General features: G+C 71.7%; 17 protein-coding genes and 4 tRNA genes. 11 read left to right on the top strand and 10 right to left on the bottom strand.

The genetic code is table 11. The features are described from left to right. Positions 1 to 30 precede the first annotated feature (30 nt). Positions 31 to 1,488, bottom strand: coding sequence for a relaxase/mobilization nuclease domain-containing protein (locus ACU436_RS37870; protein WP_459031930.1), 1,458 nt, complete (start codon positions 1,486 to 1,488; stop codon positions 31 to 33). Continuing rightward, entirely contained in the window at positions 1,485 to 1,814 is a 330-nt protein-coding gene (locus tag ACU436_RS37865; protein ID WP_459031929.1) for a hypothetical protein, read from the bottom strand. The genes ACU436_RS37870 and ACU436_RS37865 overlap by 4 nt, the downstream gene beginning before the upstream one ends. Before the next feature lie 420 nt (positions 1,815 to 2,234). Between ACU436_RS37865 and ACU436_RS37860 the strand changes: the two genes are divergently transcribed. Then, positions 2,235 to 2,417 carry a helix-turn-helix domain-containing protein gene (locus ACU436_RS37860; RefSeq protein WP_459031928.1) on the top strand — a complete coding sequence of 61 codons (183 nt, stop codon included), beginning with the start codon at positions 2,235 to 2,237 and terminating at the stop codon, positions 2,415 to 2,417. 22 nt (positions 2,418 to 2,439) lie between these two features. Continuing rightward, positions 2,440 to 3,816, top strand: a complete 1,377-nt coding sequence (locus ACU436_RS37855; protein WP_459031927.1) for a tyrosine-type recombinase/integrase — start codon at positions 2,440 to 2,442, stop codon at positions 3,814 to 3,816. Positions 3,817 to 3,946: 130 nt separating this feature from the next. On the opposite strand, the gene ACU436_RS37850 is transcribed toward ACU436_RS37855, so the two are convergent. Continuing rightward, a tRNA-Val gene (locus ACU436_RS37850) sits at positions 3,947 to 4,018 on the bottom strand. Between the two features lie 19 nt (positions 4,019 to 4,037). After that, a complete protein-coding gene (locus ACU436_RS37845) occupies positions 4,038 to 4,451 on the bottom strand; it encodes a TIGR02611 family protein (protein WP_459031926.1) in 414 nt (137 codons plus the stop codon). Positions 4,452 to 4,704: 253 nt separating this feature from the next. Here ACU436_RS37845 and ACU436_RS37840 point away from each other — a divergent pair, with 253 nt between their 5' ends. The 8 genes from ACU436_RS37840 to ACU436_RS37805 all read left to right on the top strand — a co-directional run bounded on the left by ACU436_RS37840 (position 4,705) and on the right by ACU436_RS37805 (position 8,128). Further along, positions 4,705 to 5,133, top strand: coding sequence for an SsgA family sporulation/cell division regulator (locus ACU436_RS37840; RefSeq protein ID WP_459031925.1), 429 nt, complete (start codon positions 4,705 to 4,707; stop codon positions 5,131 to 5,133). Positions 5,134 to 5,237: 104 nt separating this feature from the next. Then, positions 5,238 to 5,310, top strand: a tRNA-Gly gene (locus ACU436_RS37835). A gap of 76 nt (positions 5,311 to 5,386) precedes the next feature. Then, positions 5,387 to 5,458: transfer RNA gene (locus tag ACU436_RS37830), tRNA-Cys, on the top strand. Between the two features lies 1 nt (position 5,459). Continuing rightward, positions 5,460 to 5,534 (top strand) — tRNA-Val (locus ACU436_RS37825). Positions 5,535 to 5,599: 65 nt separating this feature from the next. Beyond that, a complete protein-coding gene (locus ACU436_RS37820) occupies positions 5,600 to 6,541 on the top strand; it encodes a phosphotransferase family protein (RefSeq protein WP_459031924.1) in 942 nt (313 codons plus the stop codon). Beyond that, complete coding sequence (locus tag ACU436_RS37815) at positions 6,525 to 6,935, top strand: nuclear transport factor 2 family protein (protein WP_459031922.1); 411 nt, start codon at positions 6,525 to 6,527, stop codon at positions 6,933 to 6,935. The genes ACU436_RS37820 and ACU436_RS37815 overlap by 17 nt, the downstream gene beginning before the upstream one ends. A 112-nt stretch (positions 6,936 to 7,047) precedes the next feature. Beyond that, positions 7,048 to 7,818 (top strand): polyprenyl diphosphate synthase, encoded by a 771-nt coding sequence (gene uppS / locus ACU436_RS37810; RefSeq protein ID WP_459031921.1) that lies wholly within the window; start codon positions 7,048 to 7,050, stop codon positions 7,816 to 7,818. Positions 7,819 to 7,876: 58 nt separating this feature from the next. Then, a complete protein-coding gene (locus ACU436_RS37805) occupies positions 7,877 to 8,128 on the top strand; it encodes a type B 50S ribosomal protein L31 (protein WP_459031920.1) in 252 nt (83 codons plus the stop codon). A 36-nt stretch (positions 8,129 to 8,164) separates the two neighbouring features. Here ACU436_RS37805 and ACU436_RS37800 read toward each other — a convergent pair whose 3' ends face one another. Beyond that, positions 8,165 to 8,659: an SRPBCC family protein gene (locus ACU436_RS37800; RefSeq protein ID WP_459031919.1), complete on the bottom strand. Its 495-nt coding sequence runs from the start codon at positions 8,657 to 8,659 to the stop codon at positions 8,165 to 8,167. A gap of 61 nt (positions 8,660 to 8,720) precedes the next feature. Continuing rightward, positions 8,721 to 9,590 carry a metallophosphoesterase family protein gene (locus tag ACU436_RS37795; protein WP_459031918.1) on the bottom strand — a complete coding sequence of 290 codons (870 nt, stop codon included), beginning with the start codon at positions 9,588 to 9,590 and terminating at the stop codon, positions 8,721 to 8,723. Positions 9,591 to 9,683: 93 nt separating this feature from the next. Between ACU436_RS37795 and ACU436_RS37790 the strand changes: the two genes are divergently transcribed. Further along, positions 9,684 to 11,006: a cytochrome P450 gene (locus tag ACU436_RS37790; RefSeq protein ID WP_459031917.1), complete on the top strand. Its 1,323-nt coding sequence runs from the start codon at positions 9,684 to 9,686 to the stop codon at positions 11,004 to 11,006. A 125-nt stretch (positions 11,007 to 11,131) separates the two neighbouring features. Here the strand turns inward: ACU436_RS37790 and ACU436_RS37785 are convergent, their stop codons facing one another. From ACU436_RS37785 to ACU436_RS37770, 4 genes are all read right to left on the bottom strand, one after another. Beyond that, a complete protein-coding gene (locus tag ACU436_RS37785) occupies positions 11,132 to 12,181 on the bottom strand; it encodes a phosphotransferase family protein (protein ID WP_459031916.1) in 1,050 nt (349 codons plus the stop codon). Between the two features lie 10 nt (positions 12,182 to 12,191). Then, positions 12,192 to 12,596 carry a DUF3037 domain-containing protein gene (locus ACU436_RS37780; protein WP_459031915.1) on the bottom strand — a complete coding sequence of 135 codons (405 nt, stop codon included), beginning with the start codon at positions 12,594 to 12,596 and terminating at the stop codon, positions 12,192 to 12,194. Next, positions 12,593 to 13,426, bottom strand: coding sequence for a HipA family kinase (locus ACU436_RS37775; protein WP_459031914.1), 834 nt, complete (start codon positions 13,424 to 13,426; stop codon positions 12,593 to 12,595). The genes ACU436_RS37780 and ACU436_RS37775 overlap by 4 nt, the downstream gene beginning before the upstream one ends. Before the next feature lie 94 nt (positions 13,427 to 13,520). Then, positions 13,521 to 14,027: a DoxX family protein gene (locus ACU436_RS37770; protein ID WP_459031913.1), complete on the bottom strand. Its 507-nt coding sequence runs from the start codon at positions 14,025 to 14,027 to the stop codon at positions 13,521 to 13,523. Positions 14,028 to 14,170 lie beyond the last annotated feature (143 nt).

The raw sequence follows: 14,170 nt of genomic DNA, 5'->3' as shown, positions 1-14,170 counted from the left end.
CGTCCTCCCCGCATCCGAAGGCCTCCGGGTTCAGGCCCGGGGTTGTCGCGATTTTCGATCTCGCGGTGTCCGGTTCCGTGGCTGCCGCGGGTCCGGCGGGTAGTCGACCTCGACCACCCGCGATCCGGCTACCGTCGGGGTATTCCGACGCGGCGGCCACGCCGCCGCCCAGGTCCGCGCCGCCTCGCTCGACGCCTCGGCGGCTGCGGCCTGGTGCGCTCGTCCACGCTCCCGCTGCCAGGCCGCGATCTCCTGCAGCAGCGCCGCCAGCGCGATCGCCATCGCGACTCCGGCGGCCACCTCGTCGTGCGGCAGCACCCGACGACGCCGCATCAACTGCCGAGCAGCCCACCGCAAACTCACACTGGCCCGGCTCTGCTCCCCGGCACGACGATCCGGGATCCGAGCCGCCCGATCGAACAGATCAGCCACCGATCCCAGATCGCGGCCGGCCAGCGTGTGCCCGCGCACCGCCGTCAACACGTCCTGCGTCGCGTGGGCGATCTCGTCTACGTCCACGCCCGCGGCACCGCGTCGGGACGCCGTGAGTGTCCGCCGCGCCCGATCGACGGCGTACCGCGCCTCCACGAGAACGTCCGCAGCGTCGACCGACCCCGCTGGCACCCCGACCCACTGGCGCAGCAGCCGCGGCATCGACAGATCTGACGCCAGCTTGCTGCCCGAATAGAAGACCGGAAACCCGGCGGCGGTCACATCCCCGGGACGCGCCACTTTGTAGCCCAGGGGATCCCCCGACGGCCCGAAGCGAATCTCAACCAGGTACCCGGCTCCGCGTAGCTCGGCCTCGAACGACGCGACGTCATGTGCCGCTACCGCTGCCGCCTTCACCGCGCGCGCCAGCTCCGGCCGGGCGGCATCCCGACCTGTCCGTGCCGCCTTCTCCAGCTCGCCCCGGCCAGGAGCGCGGGGCGCGGTGCCGTCCGCCGCCGCGGTCAAGGTCAGGCCCAGCCGCTGCTCGATCTCGCGAGCGGCCACCCGCAGCTTCGGAAAGTCCCGGCGCGGCCAGAACCGCCGCCCGGTGTCCTGCCGCACCAGCACCACAGCGATGTGGATGTGGTCATCGGCGTGCCGAACAGCCACCCACCGCGGACCCCCTTTGTCGCCCCGGCGCCCAACACCGGCACCGTGAAGCAGATCCCGGGCGACCTCGGCCCATTCGGCGTCGCTCAGCACGCGATCGTGGACAGCGACGCGCGCCGAGCAATGCCACACGTACCCCCGCGGGCTATCCGGACCAGGGGTGTCGGGCAGCCCCGCGCCGATGCCCGGGGCCCGCATCGCCCTGATCAGCGGGCCCAGCTCCAGATCCCACTCCCCCGGGCCCGTTGCCGCCGGCTGCCACCCCGAGTCCCGCCCGTCCCACGTCGCAACCACTCTTGGCCGACGATGCTCCTCGGCGCGACCGGGCCCCATCAGATACGCGAGCAGCCCGCCGACCCGCCAGCCATGCACCACCTTCGTGATCACGACATCGATCGCGCGACCGCTACGTCCAGGAGCTCGTCGAGCCGTTCACGCGTCGCCGGCAAGTCGGGCCCGTACCGCAGCAGGATCCGCACCACGTCCGCCCAGGCGACAGGGACCGCGTCGACGTTGCCTCGCGCAACTTTGCAGGCCAGATCGCCGATCCACGCGCCCACAGCGAGCTCGTCGCGGTCCGCCGCTGCGGCGACGAGCGCAAGCTCGGCCGGAGCGAACCGGACGACGACCTGCGCCGTGCGGGGCGCGTCAGCACGGGTTCGCCGCCGACGCTCGATGTTGTCAGCAGGTCGGCTCATCCCGGCGATGCTCACCAACCCCGTGGTCGAAGCGTGGCTGCATGGAGCCGCTACAGCTGCCGAGGAACGCCCTCGTTCCTCGGCACAGCGCGAGAAGCATCGCTTCTCGCATATCTCGCTCCTGCAGGACGAGATCCGCGACAGGCCGCGTAGCGACACCCAGGAGCTGTGCTGGCCTGTGGACAACCTCGCGTGACTTCTCCGCACTTCGCGCTGAACCGATCAACGTCGCCGGTATGGCGAACAGACCACGGTCGACGGCTGCTGACTGCCCGAACCTGCTCGGCGCACCCACGTCACTCCGAGTTCTCACGGCAGCCGCGCTGGCCTCGAGGGACGACTGCGTTTGCTCGATCAGACCACGGATCAGTACGTCTCACGCATCAGGCTCGACCTCGCCCTTCACAACTCGGGGATCTCGAGGAGCGAGGAACGATGGCCGACTTCGACGGACTGCCAGTGCTGATCAGCGTGAAGAAGGCTGCCGAGGTACTCGGCATCAGCCGCGCATCGGCCTACCGGTACGCGGAACAGGGCCATCTGCCGATCAGGAAACTCGGCGGCCGGATCTACGTCATCCGCGACCGACTCCGCGACCTCGTCGAGAAGCCTGCCTGAGCCGGCGCGTCCGGGGCGTCGGATGAGCACCAGCCAGAACCGGAAGCGCTCGAGACGTGGGATCTCGGGCACGGTGTACCCGAGAGGACGCAAGTGGGCGTACCTGATCGACCTCGGGCCTGACGCACTCACCGGCGAACGGCGCCGAGACTCCCGAAGCGGGTTCTTGACCGAGGATGAGGCGTGGGAGGCCCTCGCTGAGGCCAACACCAAGCTCCGAGCAAGCACCTATGTCAAGAACTCGCCGCGCACCGTTCAGCAGTTCCTCGACGAGTGGCTCACCGCCATCAAGATCTCGGTCAAACCCACGACCCACAGCAACTACAGCTCCTACGCCAAGTACTACGTCATCCCGATCATCGGAAATCGAAAGCTGCAGGACATCTCCACCGAGACGATCAACCGCCTCTACGCCCACCTCTTGGAGGAGGGACGGCGGAGCCGCGACACGAACTCGACCATGCACGACGTGTGGCGCTCCGGGATGGCAAAGGGAGCTGAGCCCAGCCCGCGAGAACTTGCCACGGCGGCCAAGGTCAGCTACTCGGCCGGCGTCCGTGCGCGTCAGCGCTTCCGGGCGGGCCGGCTGCCGCGTCCACGTGCGACCGGGGGCCTCGAGCCCCGCAGCGTGCAAAGCATCCACATCATGCTGAACCGGGCCTTCAGCGACGCCGTCAAGTGGCAGTACGCCGACGTCAACCCCGTCAAGGGCGCCGCACGGATACGGCGCAGCCGGAAGCGGCACAACGTGTGGACACCCGAACAACTCAAGCGCTTCCTGGCAACCGCACGCGACGACCGGCTCTACGCGATGTGGCTGATGTTCGCCACCACCGGCATCCGCCGTTCCGAGGTCGCCGGCGCCCCGATCAACCTCCTCGACCTCACAGCGCGGACCCTCACGGTCTTCGAGACCCGTGTCGTAGCGAACGGCAAGGCTCAAGCCTCGGACGGGAAGTCCGAACGGTCGCGCCGCGTACTCGCTCTCGATCGGCAAACGGCAGCGGCGCTCACGACCCATCTGCAGATGCTCGAGACGGAGCGGCGAGCCTTCGAGGACGACTACCGCGACCACGGCTTACTCGTCTGCTGGGCCGACGGCCGACCCATCCACCCCGACACGATCACCGAGCAGTTCAACCGTCTTGTCGACCGCGCCGGCGTTCCGCCGATCAGACTCCATGACGTGCGTCACACGTACGCGACCATGGCTCTGCGGGCGGGTGTCAATCCCAAGATCGTGAGCGAGCGCCTCGGACACGCGACGGTGGCCTTCACGCTGGACACCTACACCGAGGATGTCCCCGAGCTCCACCACGACGCGGCGGAGACCGTCAGCAGCCTGTTCCTGGACGCCCTCGACGATCACCTCGACGACAGAACCGAGTCCCCAACCTAGGACGGGGGGCGGTCGGCGAGGTGGCTACGAACAGACTTGGCTACCGTTTCGGCTACCGTCGACGGTGAGGACGATCTTCCTGAGTAGCCAAAGGCCCCTGACCTCGCAGGTCAGGGGCCTTTTGGCGCGGTGGGCGATACTGGGATCGAACCAGTGACCTCTTCGGTGTGAACGAAGCGCTCTCCCCCTGAGCTAATCGCCCCTGCGTCGAAGACCTTACCTCACGCGAAGAACGGGCTTCGCAACCAGGTCCAGTGGTCGAGTCCCACGATCCCCGCCATCAGGTAGAAGGCGTTCAGCAGGTACAGGGTGACCAGGACGACGAGGCCGGTGAGGGCGAGCACGGCGAGCCGCACGAGCATCGGCTGGCGGGCGAGCCAGGCGGTCCAGGCGTCGTACTTGCCGCGGGCGAAGTGCAGCACGCGGCGGGCCCAGTTGAACTCGCTGGCCAGGATCGCGAGGCCGGCGAAGACGACGAGCCACCCCGGACCGGGGTACGGGATCATGACGACGCCGGCGGCGAGGACGATCCCGCCCAGCACCGCGACGCCGACGCGGTAGGTGCGTCGGAGCGTGGGCTTCTCCTCGATGCGTGCCCGGAAGCCCGGTCGCTTCTCCTTCTCGGCGCTGTTCAAGGTTCCCCACCCCCTCGTCCGGTCTGCCGCCGATCGTACTGAGCCGGGTGGCGCCGCTCCGCCCGCCGGGCAGCCATGCCACGGACGGGTGCCGCACATCGCACGTGCGGAACCGCTCGTCGTCGGTGACTGCGCCGTCAGAGTGACCGATGGCCCGCGTCGAGGGGACATCCGACTTCGACCCGTCACGCCTTCCAGGGACGGTCGTTTTCCAGCATGACGAACCACGCGGGACCCAGAAAGAGGACGCACGATGCGCGACGAGCACACGGTCATCTGCTCACCGGCGGTGTTCGAACTGATCGCTCCGGACGCCCCGGCGGTGCCCGTCAACGTCGAACTGACCTACAGCAGTCGGGACCCCTACGCCGTGCAGGCGTCGTTCCGGACCGGCTCCACCACGGCCGTCGAGTGGGTGTTCGCTCGCGACCTCCTGCACGACGGGCTGATCGGTCCGGCGGGCACGGGCGACGTGCGCGTCCAGCCGGTGCCGCTCAGCCCGGGCAAGGTGCAGCTCGAGCTGTCGTCGCCGTCCGGCCACGCGGTCTTCACGACGTGTGCGCAGGCCCTCGGCGACTTCCTGCACCGCACCTACCTGGCCGTGCCGGCGGACAGCGAGTACTCCTGGCTGGACTTCGACATGGCTCTCTCCGATCTTCTCAACGACCCGGCTCGCGACTGAGCTGCAGGTCAGAGACCCCTTGCGCGACCGGAGGGGGGCGGTTTGAACCCCCCTCAGCGCCTGCGCTAAGGTTCTCCCATCACCGCAGCGGAAACGCTGCACATGCGGACGTAGCGCAGCTGGTAGCGCATCACCTTGCCAAGGTGAGGGTCGCGGGTTCGAGTCCCGTCGTCCGCTCGGAGGAACCTCGGTCCCGTCGGACCTCCACGGATCGGAAATCCACGGAACTCTCGGAGGACCAGGATCCAGACCCGGCGGAGTGGCCGAGTGGCTTAGGCAAGGGCCTGCAAAGCCCTGTACGCGGGTTCGATTCCCGCCTCCGCCTCGGGCGATTAGCTCAGTGGGAGAGCGCTTCCTTGACACGGAAGAGGTCACTGGTTCAATCCCAGTATCGCCCACCACGATGAACGGCCTGGCTCCCAGCCAGGCCGTTTCTCGTTTCGGGGCACCGATACCATCCGCAGATGTGACGGCCGACGTCGACGAAGCACCCATCACCTCCGAAGCCGTCCGTGGCGCCCTCGCCGAGGCGTGCCCCGGTACCCGGGTGGTGGGGCTCCGGCCGCTCGACGCCGGCTACACCAGCCGGCAGTGGGTCGCCGACACCGACGAGGGCCCGCTGCTGGTCAAGACGCCGGTGCGGGACACCGATCCGGAGCACGTCCGCCGGTTGATCGCCACCACCCGCCGGGCCGCCGACGGCGGTGTCCCCGTGGTGCGGTTCCGCGCCTTCGTGCCGAGGAGCGCGGCGCTCCGGCGGCCGGTGCTCGTGCAGGAGTTCCAGGAGGGCACTCCCGCCGACGAGGCGTGGGAGTCGATGGGTCCCGCGGAACGCGCGGCGTTCGCGGACGACCTCGGCCGCGTCGTCGGACGGATCCACTCGTGCTCCGGCCCCTGGTTCGGCGACGTACTGGGCACGGAGAAGTACCCGGACGGCCCGAGCTTCCTGCACGCCCTGGTCGACGCCCGGTTGGCCGAGGCACCGGCGGACCTCACGTCGGCGGGCCGCAGCGGTGTGTCGGCCGCGCTCCACCGGGCCGTCGACGCCGTGCCCGCGGACGACACGCCCTCGCTGACCCACGGTGACCTGTGGCGCCAGAACCTCGTCCTCCGCGAGGGGCGGATCGCGTGCGTGCTCGACTTCGAGCACGGGCTCTTCGCGGACCGCTTCCTCGACTTCGGGAAGCTCGACGAGCACATCTTCGGCGAGTTCCCCGAAGGGAGGGCGGCGTTCCTCGCCGCCTACGACGAGGTGTGCGCGCTCCCGGCCGGTTGGGAGTCCCGGGTACGGCTCGGGCGCGCCGTCCACGCGCTGTCCATGGGTGTCTACTTCCTGCGCTGGACGCCGAAGTGGGCGCCCCAGTACGTGCGGGAACTGGAGGATTGGCTCAGTGGCGATCTCCCCTGAGGACCGGGCCGCGATCGGCGAGCTGATCTCGCTGCACGGGCACCTGTTCGACGACGGCGACCTCGAACGGCTCGACATCCTGTTCACGCCGACGGTCGTCTACGACGTGTCCGAGCTCGGCGGCGGCGCCCTGCACGGCATCGACGCCATCCGCGCGGCCGCGCTCGCGCTGGGTGCGAGGAACCCGCTCGGCCACCACGTCACCAACGTCGTCGTCGCCGAGCGCGAGGACGGCACGGTCGGCGTGCGCTGCAAGTTCATCGGGGTCAACGCGGACGGCACGGTCGCGACCGGGACGTACGAGGACACGGTCGTCGACGACGGCGCGGGCTGGCGGATCAGCCACCGCAAGGTCGTGCCCCGGCGCGTTCCGCTGAACGGCCGAGGAGCGTGACGGGTTCGAGCCGACCTCCCAGCAGGCGTGGCCCGCGCCCTCGGACCAGACCGGCGCCCTGTTCGAGTTCCGGCACGACCTGGCGTGATCGCGCCGGCAGTACGGTCGCCGGATGGGTGTGATCGACGCGATCCGGCGGCTGGACGAGCGCCGGATCGAGCGGCTCCTGCGCGGCCGTCCCCGCCCCGGGCACGTGGGCATCGTGATGGACGGCAACCGCCGCTGGGCCCGGCAGGTGGGGTTCGCCGACCCGGGCGTCGGGCACCGCTACGGCTCCGAGCACGTCGCGACGCTGCTGGGCTGGTGCCGAGGGCTCGGGATCCGGCAGGTCACCGTGTTCGTCGCGTCCACCGACAACCTCACGAAGCGGCACTCGGACGAGGTGGCCCACCTGATGGGGCTCGTCGAGGAGGTCGTGGCCGAACAGCTCACCCGCCCGGGCAGCCCGTGGCGGGTGCACCTCGCCGGCCGGCTCGACCTGCTCCCCGACTCCACCGCGCAGGCGCTCAAACACGCCGCCGAGGTCACGGCCGGGCGGGCCACCGACGCCGACGTCACGATCGCGATCGCCTACGGCGGCCGGGAGGAGATCGTCGACGCCGTCCGCTCGCTGCTCGAGGAGGAGGCACGGGCCGGCGCGACGGCGCGGGAGCTGGCCGGGCGGCTCACCGATGCCGACATCGCCGCACACCTGTACACCGCCGGCCGGGCCGACCCGGACCTGATCATCCGGACGAGCGGCGAGCGGCGGCTGTCCGGGTTCCTGATCTGGCAGTCCACCCGCTCCGAGCTGCACTTCTGCGACAGCTTCTGGCCCGGGTTCCGCCGCATCGACCTCCTGCGCGCCCTCCGCTCCTACGCGGCCCGCCGGGCTGGAATTTAACGACAACCATTATCGTTACTGTGGTGTCCGCGAAGCCCAGCCATCGCAGGAGGCAGCCATGCGCCGCGACATCCACCCCGCCTACGGCCCCGTCGTCTACCAGGACCGATCCACCGGACAGGCGTTCCTCACCCGGTCCACGGCGACGTCGCGGGAGACGGTCGCCTGGGAGGACGGCAACACCTACCCGCTGATCCGCGTGGACATCACCGCGTACTCGCACCCGTTCTGGACGGGCGCGCAGCGCGTGCTCGACTCGGCAGGCCAGGTCGAGAAGTTCCGCCGCCGCTACGGCGGGCGGCGTGCCTGAGCGTCAGGGGCGGGCCGGACCTGGCGTGGCAGCAGCTCACCCCGAGCGACGGCGACGGACGGTGCGGTCGAGAATGCCCAGCGTGGCCCGCAGCGAACCCGGGTCGATCACCGGGAACTGCAGTCGGCCGCGGTAGCGCTCGTCGATCTCGGACCAGTCGTAGTAGGAGGTGACCAGGGTGGCGCCGGCCGGGTCGTCGCTGTCGGCCGGCGCGAGCCGGTAGCCGTAGTAGTGCCCGATCTGCGGGCGGATCGTGCCCAGGATCGTCCAGCTGATCTCGGCGTCCGGCACGAACGACCGGATGGTCACGGTGACGTCGTAGCGGCCCATCTCGGGCCGGTCGCCGAGGGCCTCCCGGTCCATGTGCACCACGAACGTGTCGCCGGTGCCCGTGACCGCCTCGCCCGTGGCATCCTGCAGCATCCCGGACGCGTCGATTGCCACGTGGCCCTTCGGGTCGCGCAGGATCCGGAAGATCTCCGACGCCGGCGCGTCGATGATCCGGCTGGCCTCGAGACGTTCCTGGCTCATCGGGCCAGGTTGCCACAGGCACCCGGACGGCGCGGGCTGCCACCCGACGGCCGGGATCATCTCACCGCTGCACCTCGGCGAGCGGCACAGGCAGCACCTGGCGCGGCAGCAGCTCCGTGACCACCGTGCCGTTGCGCTGGTCGCGGGGCTGCCACTCGCGCGGGTAGCCGAGCGAGGCCTCCACGAAGCGAACGCCGTCCTCCCAGGTCACCCGGGGGATGTGCAGGTGCCCGTAGACGACGGCGGCGGCGCGGTACCGGACGTGCCAGTCGGCCGTGCGGGTGGTGCCGCACCAGAGCGCGAACTCGGGGTGCCGCAGCACGTCGGTGGGATGGCGGGTGAGCGGCCAGTGGTTCACGAGCACCGTCGGCAGGCCGGGGTCGCAGGCGTCCAGCCGGCGCTCCGACTCCTCGATCCGGGCGGCGCACCACGCCGCCCGGTCCGGGTACGGGTCCGGGTACAGCAGGTGCTCGTCCGTGCACACCACACCCGCGGCGTACGCGGCGGCCAGGCCCTCGTCGGCCGTCGTCGTGCCCGCCGGCAGGTACGAGTAGTCGTAGAGGGCGAAGAGCGGTGCGACGACGGCCGGGCCGCCGGGGCCGTCCCATGTCGGGAACGGGTCCTCCGGGGTGAGCACGTCCAGCTCGCGGCAGGCCTGCACGAGCGCCAGGTAGCGCTGCACGCCGCGCAGCTGCACCGGGTCCTTGCCGCGCGTCCACAGCTCGTGGTTGCCCGGCACCCACAGCACGCGGGCGAACCGTTCCCGCAGCAGGCCCAGTGCCCACGTGACGTCCTCGACCTGCTCGGCGACGTCGCCCGCCACGATCAGCCAGTCGCCGTCGCCGGCGGGGCGCAGGGAGTCGACGACGGCGCGGTTGTCCGGGTAGCGCACGTGCAGGTCGCTGACGGCCACGAGGCGCGGGTCGGTCACCCCCTAGTCGTACCCGACGCTCGTCGCACCGGGTGGCCAGGATCGACTTACCGGCGGTAACTTCGGTGCGGGGTGACGATCGGGGAGGTCGCGATGAGCGTGGTTGCACCGGTGCGGCAGGCGATCCGGTGGGGTGTGCGGCACGGGTTCATCCGGCGGGCGCTGGGCAAGCGCCGCCGGGAGGGCGACATCACGGCCCGCCTCATGCTCGACGCCGACTTCGTCGCCGACCCGTTCCCGCACTACGCGACGATCCGCGCGACGGGTCGCGTCGTCGACAACGGGATCGTGCTGAACAGCGCGCACCACGACGTCGTCACCGCGATCCTGCGCAGCCCCGACTTCGGCGTGGTCGGCGGGCCGAGCGGGCGGGCGCCCGCCGCGCTGCGCTACGCGGTGGCCGCCGGCGGTCGCGGCCCGCACGGGCCCGTGGAGCCGCCGTCCATGCTCGCCACCGACCCGCCGGACCACACGCGCTACCGCAAGCTCGTCACCAGGGCGTTCAGCGCGAAGGCCGTGGCCGCGCTCCGGTCGCGCACGGAGGAGATCGCGGCCGAGCTCCTGGACCGGATGGCGGCGAAGGGGCCCTCAGCCGACGTGGTCCAGGACTACGCGAGCCTGCTGCCGGCCACCGTCATCGCCGAGATGCTCGGGGCGCCGACCGAGATGCGCCGGCAGTTCCTGCAGTGGGGCGAGGGGGCGGCGTTGTCGCTGGACGCGGGCCTCACCTACTCCCAGTTCCGCCGGTCCGAGCGGGACCTCGCGGCCCTGCAGGCGTGGATGGAGGGGCACTTCGCGCACCTGCGCCGGCACCCGGGCGACAACATCCTCTCGGCGCTCGTGCACGCGCGCGACGACGGAGGTCGGCTCAGCGAGGGCGAGCTGATCAACATCGCGATGCTGCTGCTCGCCGCCGGCTTCGAGACCACGGTGAACCTCATCGGCAACGGCGTGGGGCTCCTCACGGCCCACCCCGACCAGCTCGCCCTGCTCCGCGCCGAACCGCAGCACTGGCCCCGCGCCGTCGACGAGGTGCTGCGCGTCGACTCCCCGGTGCAGCGCACGGGCCGGATCGCGCAGCGCGACACCGAGGTCGCCGGCGAGCGGTTCCGCGCCGACCAGGTCGTCGTCCTCATGTTCGGCGGCGCCAACCGCGACCCGGCGGTCTTCGCCGACCCCGACCGGTTCGACGTCACGCGCCCGAACGCGGGCGACCACCTCGCGTTCTCCAGCGGCCCGCACTTCTGCCTCGGGGCCGCGCTCGCCCGGATGGAGGGGGAGGTCGGCCTGCGGGCGCTCTTCGACCGGTTCCCCGACCTCGCACTCGCCGGCGCGCCCCGCCGCCGTCCCACGCGGGTGCTGCGCGGCTTCGCGGCGATGCCGGTGCGCCTCTCCCCCGCCACGGTGGGCGCCTGATCCCGACTCGCCCGCACGGAGGCCCCGACTCGCGCGCACTCACACCGCGACTCGCGGGCGGGGTGGCCCCCGAGTTCCGCGAGTCGGGGCCTGGGTGCGCGCTAGTCGGGGCCTGGGTGCGCCGCTCAGCCGCCGAGCGCGGCCAGGGCGACCTCGGCCTGTTGCTGCAGGGACGCCAGGCGGGCGGCCCCGCCGTCGGCCTCCGCCCGACCACCCATCACGCCACCGACGTAGCGCGCGTAGACGCCCGCACCGATGCAGGCCGAACGCCAGCGGGCGAAGGCGACGTAGACGTCCAGCTCGTCCCGGAGGGCGGCGAGGTCGCGGCCGGAACGCTCGGCGTAGCGCGCGACGAGGTCGGCGCGCTCGGGGTAGCCCTCGACGAGGCTGGGGCCGGGGATGGTGGCCGGCACCTCGTCGCCGGGGCGGCCCCAGGACGCGATCAGCCAGCCGAGATCGGCGAGCGGGTCGCCGATGGCGGCGAGCTCCCAGTCGAACACCGCGCGGACCTTCCCGTCCGGGCCGACGGCCAGGTTGCCCGGCCGGAAGTCGCCGTGCGCGATGCACGGCTCCGACGGTGCGAGCCCGGCGGCCCGCTCCACCAGGCGGGCGTGCGCGGCGTCGACGGCGGACAGGTCCGGCACGCCCGACTCGTGGACCTGCCGGTGCCAGCGACGCAGCTGGCGTTCCAGGTAGCGCCCGGGCCGGCGCAGGTCGGCGAGGCCCACGGCATCCGGGTCGACCGCGTGCAGGTCGGCCAGCACGTCGACGACGTCCAGGCCTGCGGTCCCGCGGACCGCGAGCGCGAGCCGGTGGCCGGACGCCTCGTCGCCCAGCACGTCACCCTCGACGAACTCGGTGAGGTAGAAGTCCGAACCGATCACGTCCGGATCGGCGCAGAACGCCACCGGCGGGGGCACGGGCACCGCGGTGGGTGCCAGCGCGCTGATGAAGCGCCACTCCCGGCCCATGTCGTGCGCGGTGGCGAGCACCATCCCGGTGGGCGGGCGGCGCAGGGCGAAGCGCCCGCCTGCGGCGTCGGTGATCCCGTAGGTGAGGTTGGAGTGGCCGCCGGAGATCCGCTCGACCACCACCGGCCCGTCCCCCACCGCCACCTGCGGCACCTCGCGGCGCAGCCAGTCGGTCAACGGTCCGGGCGGAACGGCGTCGGTCATGCCCCCATCCCTACCGCAGTGGGAGGACCAGCGTGGCGAGGAGGTGTTCCAGCTCCGTCTCCGGGTCGGCGGTGAGGCCGGTGTGCACGGGGCCGGCCTGGACGATCGTGCTGCGCGGCGCGGTCAGCCTGCGGAAGCGGCGACCCCGGTCCTCCCGGCCCGCGGGCCCCGCATGGCGGGCCTCGACACGCTCGTGCACGCAGTGCGCCCGCACGGCCTCGAGCGCGGCCGTGATCATCGCGGGATCGGCGGCCGGGTCCAGCGCGCGCAGGCGTTCCACGTCGAGGTGGACGCGGGCGCCGAGGAAGTCCAGCGGCCGGCTGTAGAGCACGACCCCGGCGTTGATGGCCTCGCCGCGCTCGATCCGCGGCACGACGCGGAGCAGCGCGTACTCGAACGGGTGCCTCGTGGTCATCGGCCCACCCAGAACGGCTTCCCGGGACCCCTGGTCGCGGGCGGGCCGGTGGCGGCGGCCCGTTCATCGATCGCCGCGCGGATGCCCGGCAGCCACCCGTCGCGCGAGTCCCGGCGGGCGAGCAGCTGCGCGACGAAGGCCGCGCGCACCTCCGCGGCGTCGGCGAAGCCGGGTTCGCCGGCGAGCCACTCGTCCGGCACCGCGTCGACCGCGGCGCCCACGATCTGCGCTGTGAGCTGCGGGGCGAGCGCGGCGTCGGCGGCGTCGAGGTCGGGTGCGCAGCCGAGCAGCACGTGGTCGGCCGCGTCGTACGTCCGCGCCACCCAGGCCGCCGCGCCCGGCCAGGCGTGCTGGAACGTCAGGGTGGCGCCGTGGTCGATCAGGTACGGATTGCCGTGCCAGAACAGCATGTTGGTGTTGCGCCACGACCGGTCGACGTTGCCGACGAGCGCGTCGAACCACAGCACCCGCCCGGCGAAGGCGGGGTCGACCGGGAACGCCTGCGGATCGAGGTCGAGTGCGCCGGGCAGGAAGTCGACGCCGAGGTTGAGGCCGGGGCTGGCGCGCAGCAGCTCCTGCACCTCCTGGTCCGGTTCGGCGACGCCGAGCGCCGGGTCGAGCTCGACCGTGACCAGCTCGGGAACCGGCAGACCCAGCCCGCGGGCGAGCTCGCCGGTGACGATCTCCGCGACGAGCACCTTCCTGCCCTGACCGGCGCCGGTGTACTTGACGACGTAGGTGCCCAGGTCGTCGGCTTCCATCAACCCGGGGAGGGACCCGCCCTCGCGCAGCGGTGTGACGTACCGCGTGGCCGTGACATGGCGGAGCACCGGATCATCGTCGCACTCCGCCCCAACAGCACTGTGGGGCCGCCTACCGGGGAGAGGCGACCCCACTCGACATGCCGACCCGCGCGGGGTCGTCTCAGCGGCGGTGACCCGTCACGTGTGCCACCTGCGGCGCCATCATCGGCTGCGGGGCGTGGAACCGTTCGACCTCGCGGCGGTGCTGTGCCTGCCGGCCGCGGATGAGGTGGTCGATGCTGAAGCGGCCGGGACCGACCGCCCCGACCGCGAGGAGCCCGGCACCGATCACGCCGACGAGCTCCCAGCCGCCGTTCGCGACGAAGATGCCGTTGGCGCCGTGCACGAAGACGGCCGCGCCGACCATGATCACGAGCTGCAGCCCGCACATCACCGGGGTGAGCGCGCCCAGGATCAGCATCACGCTGCCGGCGAACTCGACCACGGTGGCGAACGACGCCGACACGATCGCCAGCGGGATGCTCAGGTTCTCGAAGCCTTCGGTGGTACGGCCGATGCCGTTGATCACCATCTTCTGGTAGCCGTGCGCGAACATGACGACGCCGATGAGGACGCGCGTGAGCAGAAGTGCCCAGTCACGAGCTGGCAGGGGAAGCGGGCGGTTCAACTGATACCTCCATACGGACTGTGATCGGACTACCTCCGGGGGTGACGGCAGTTAACCCGACGGAGTCGTCCGGACACGCCCTGTCAGACCATCGTGGCGGCGGCCGAACGGATCCTGTCGACGAGCTGAACCCCCGGTAACAG

It is taken from the genome of Pseudonocardia wallangbongensis (assembly GCF_054486945.1).
This window is presented reverse-complemented; position numbering and strand designations above follow the sequence as displayed.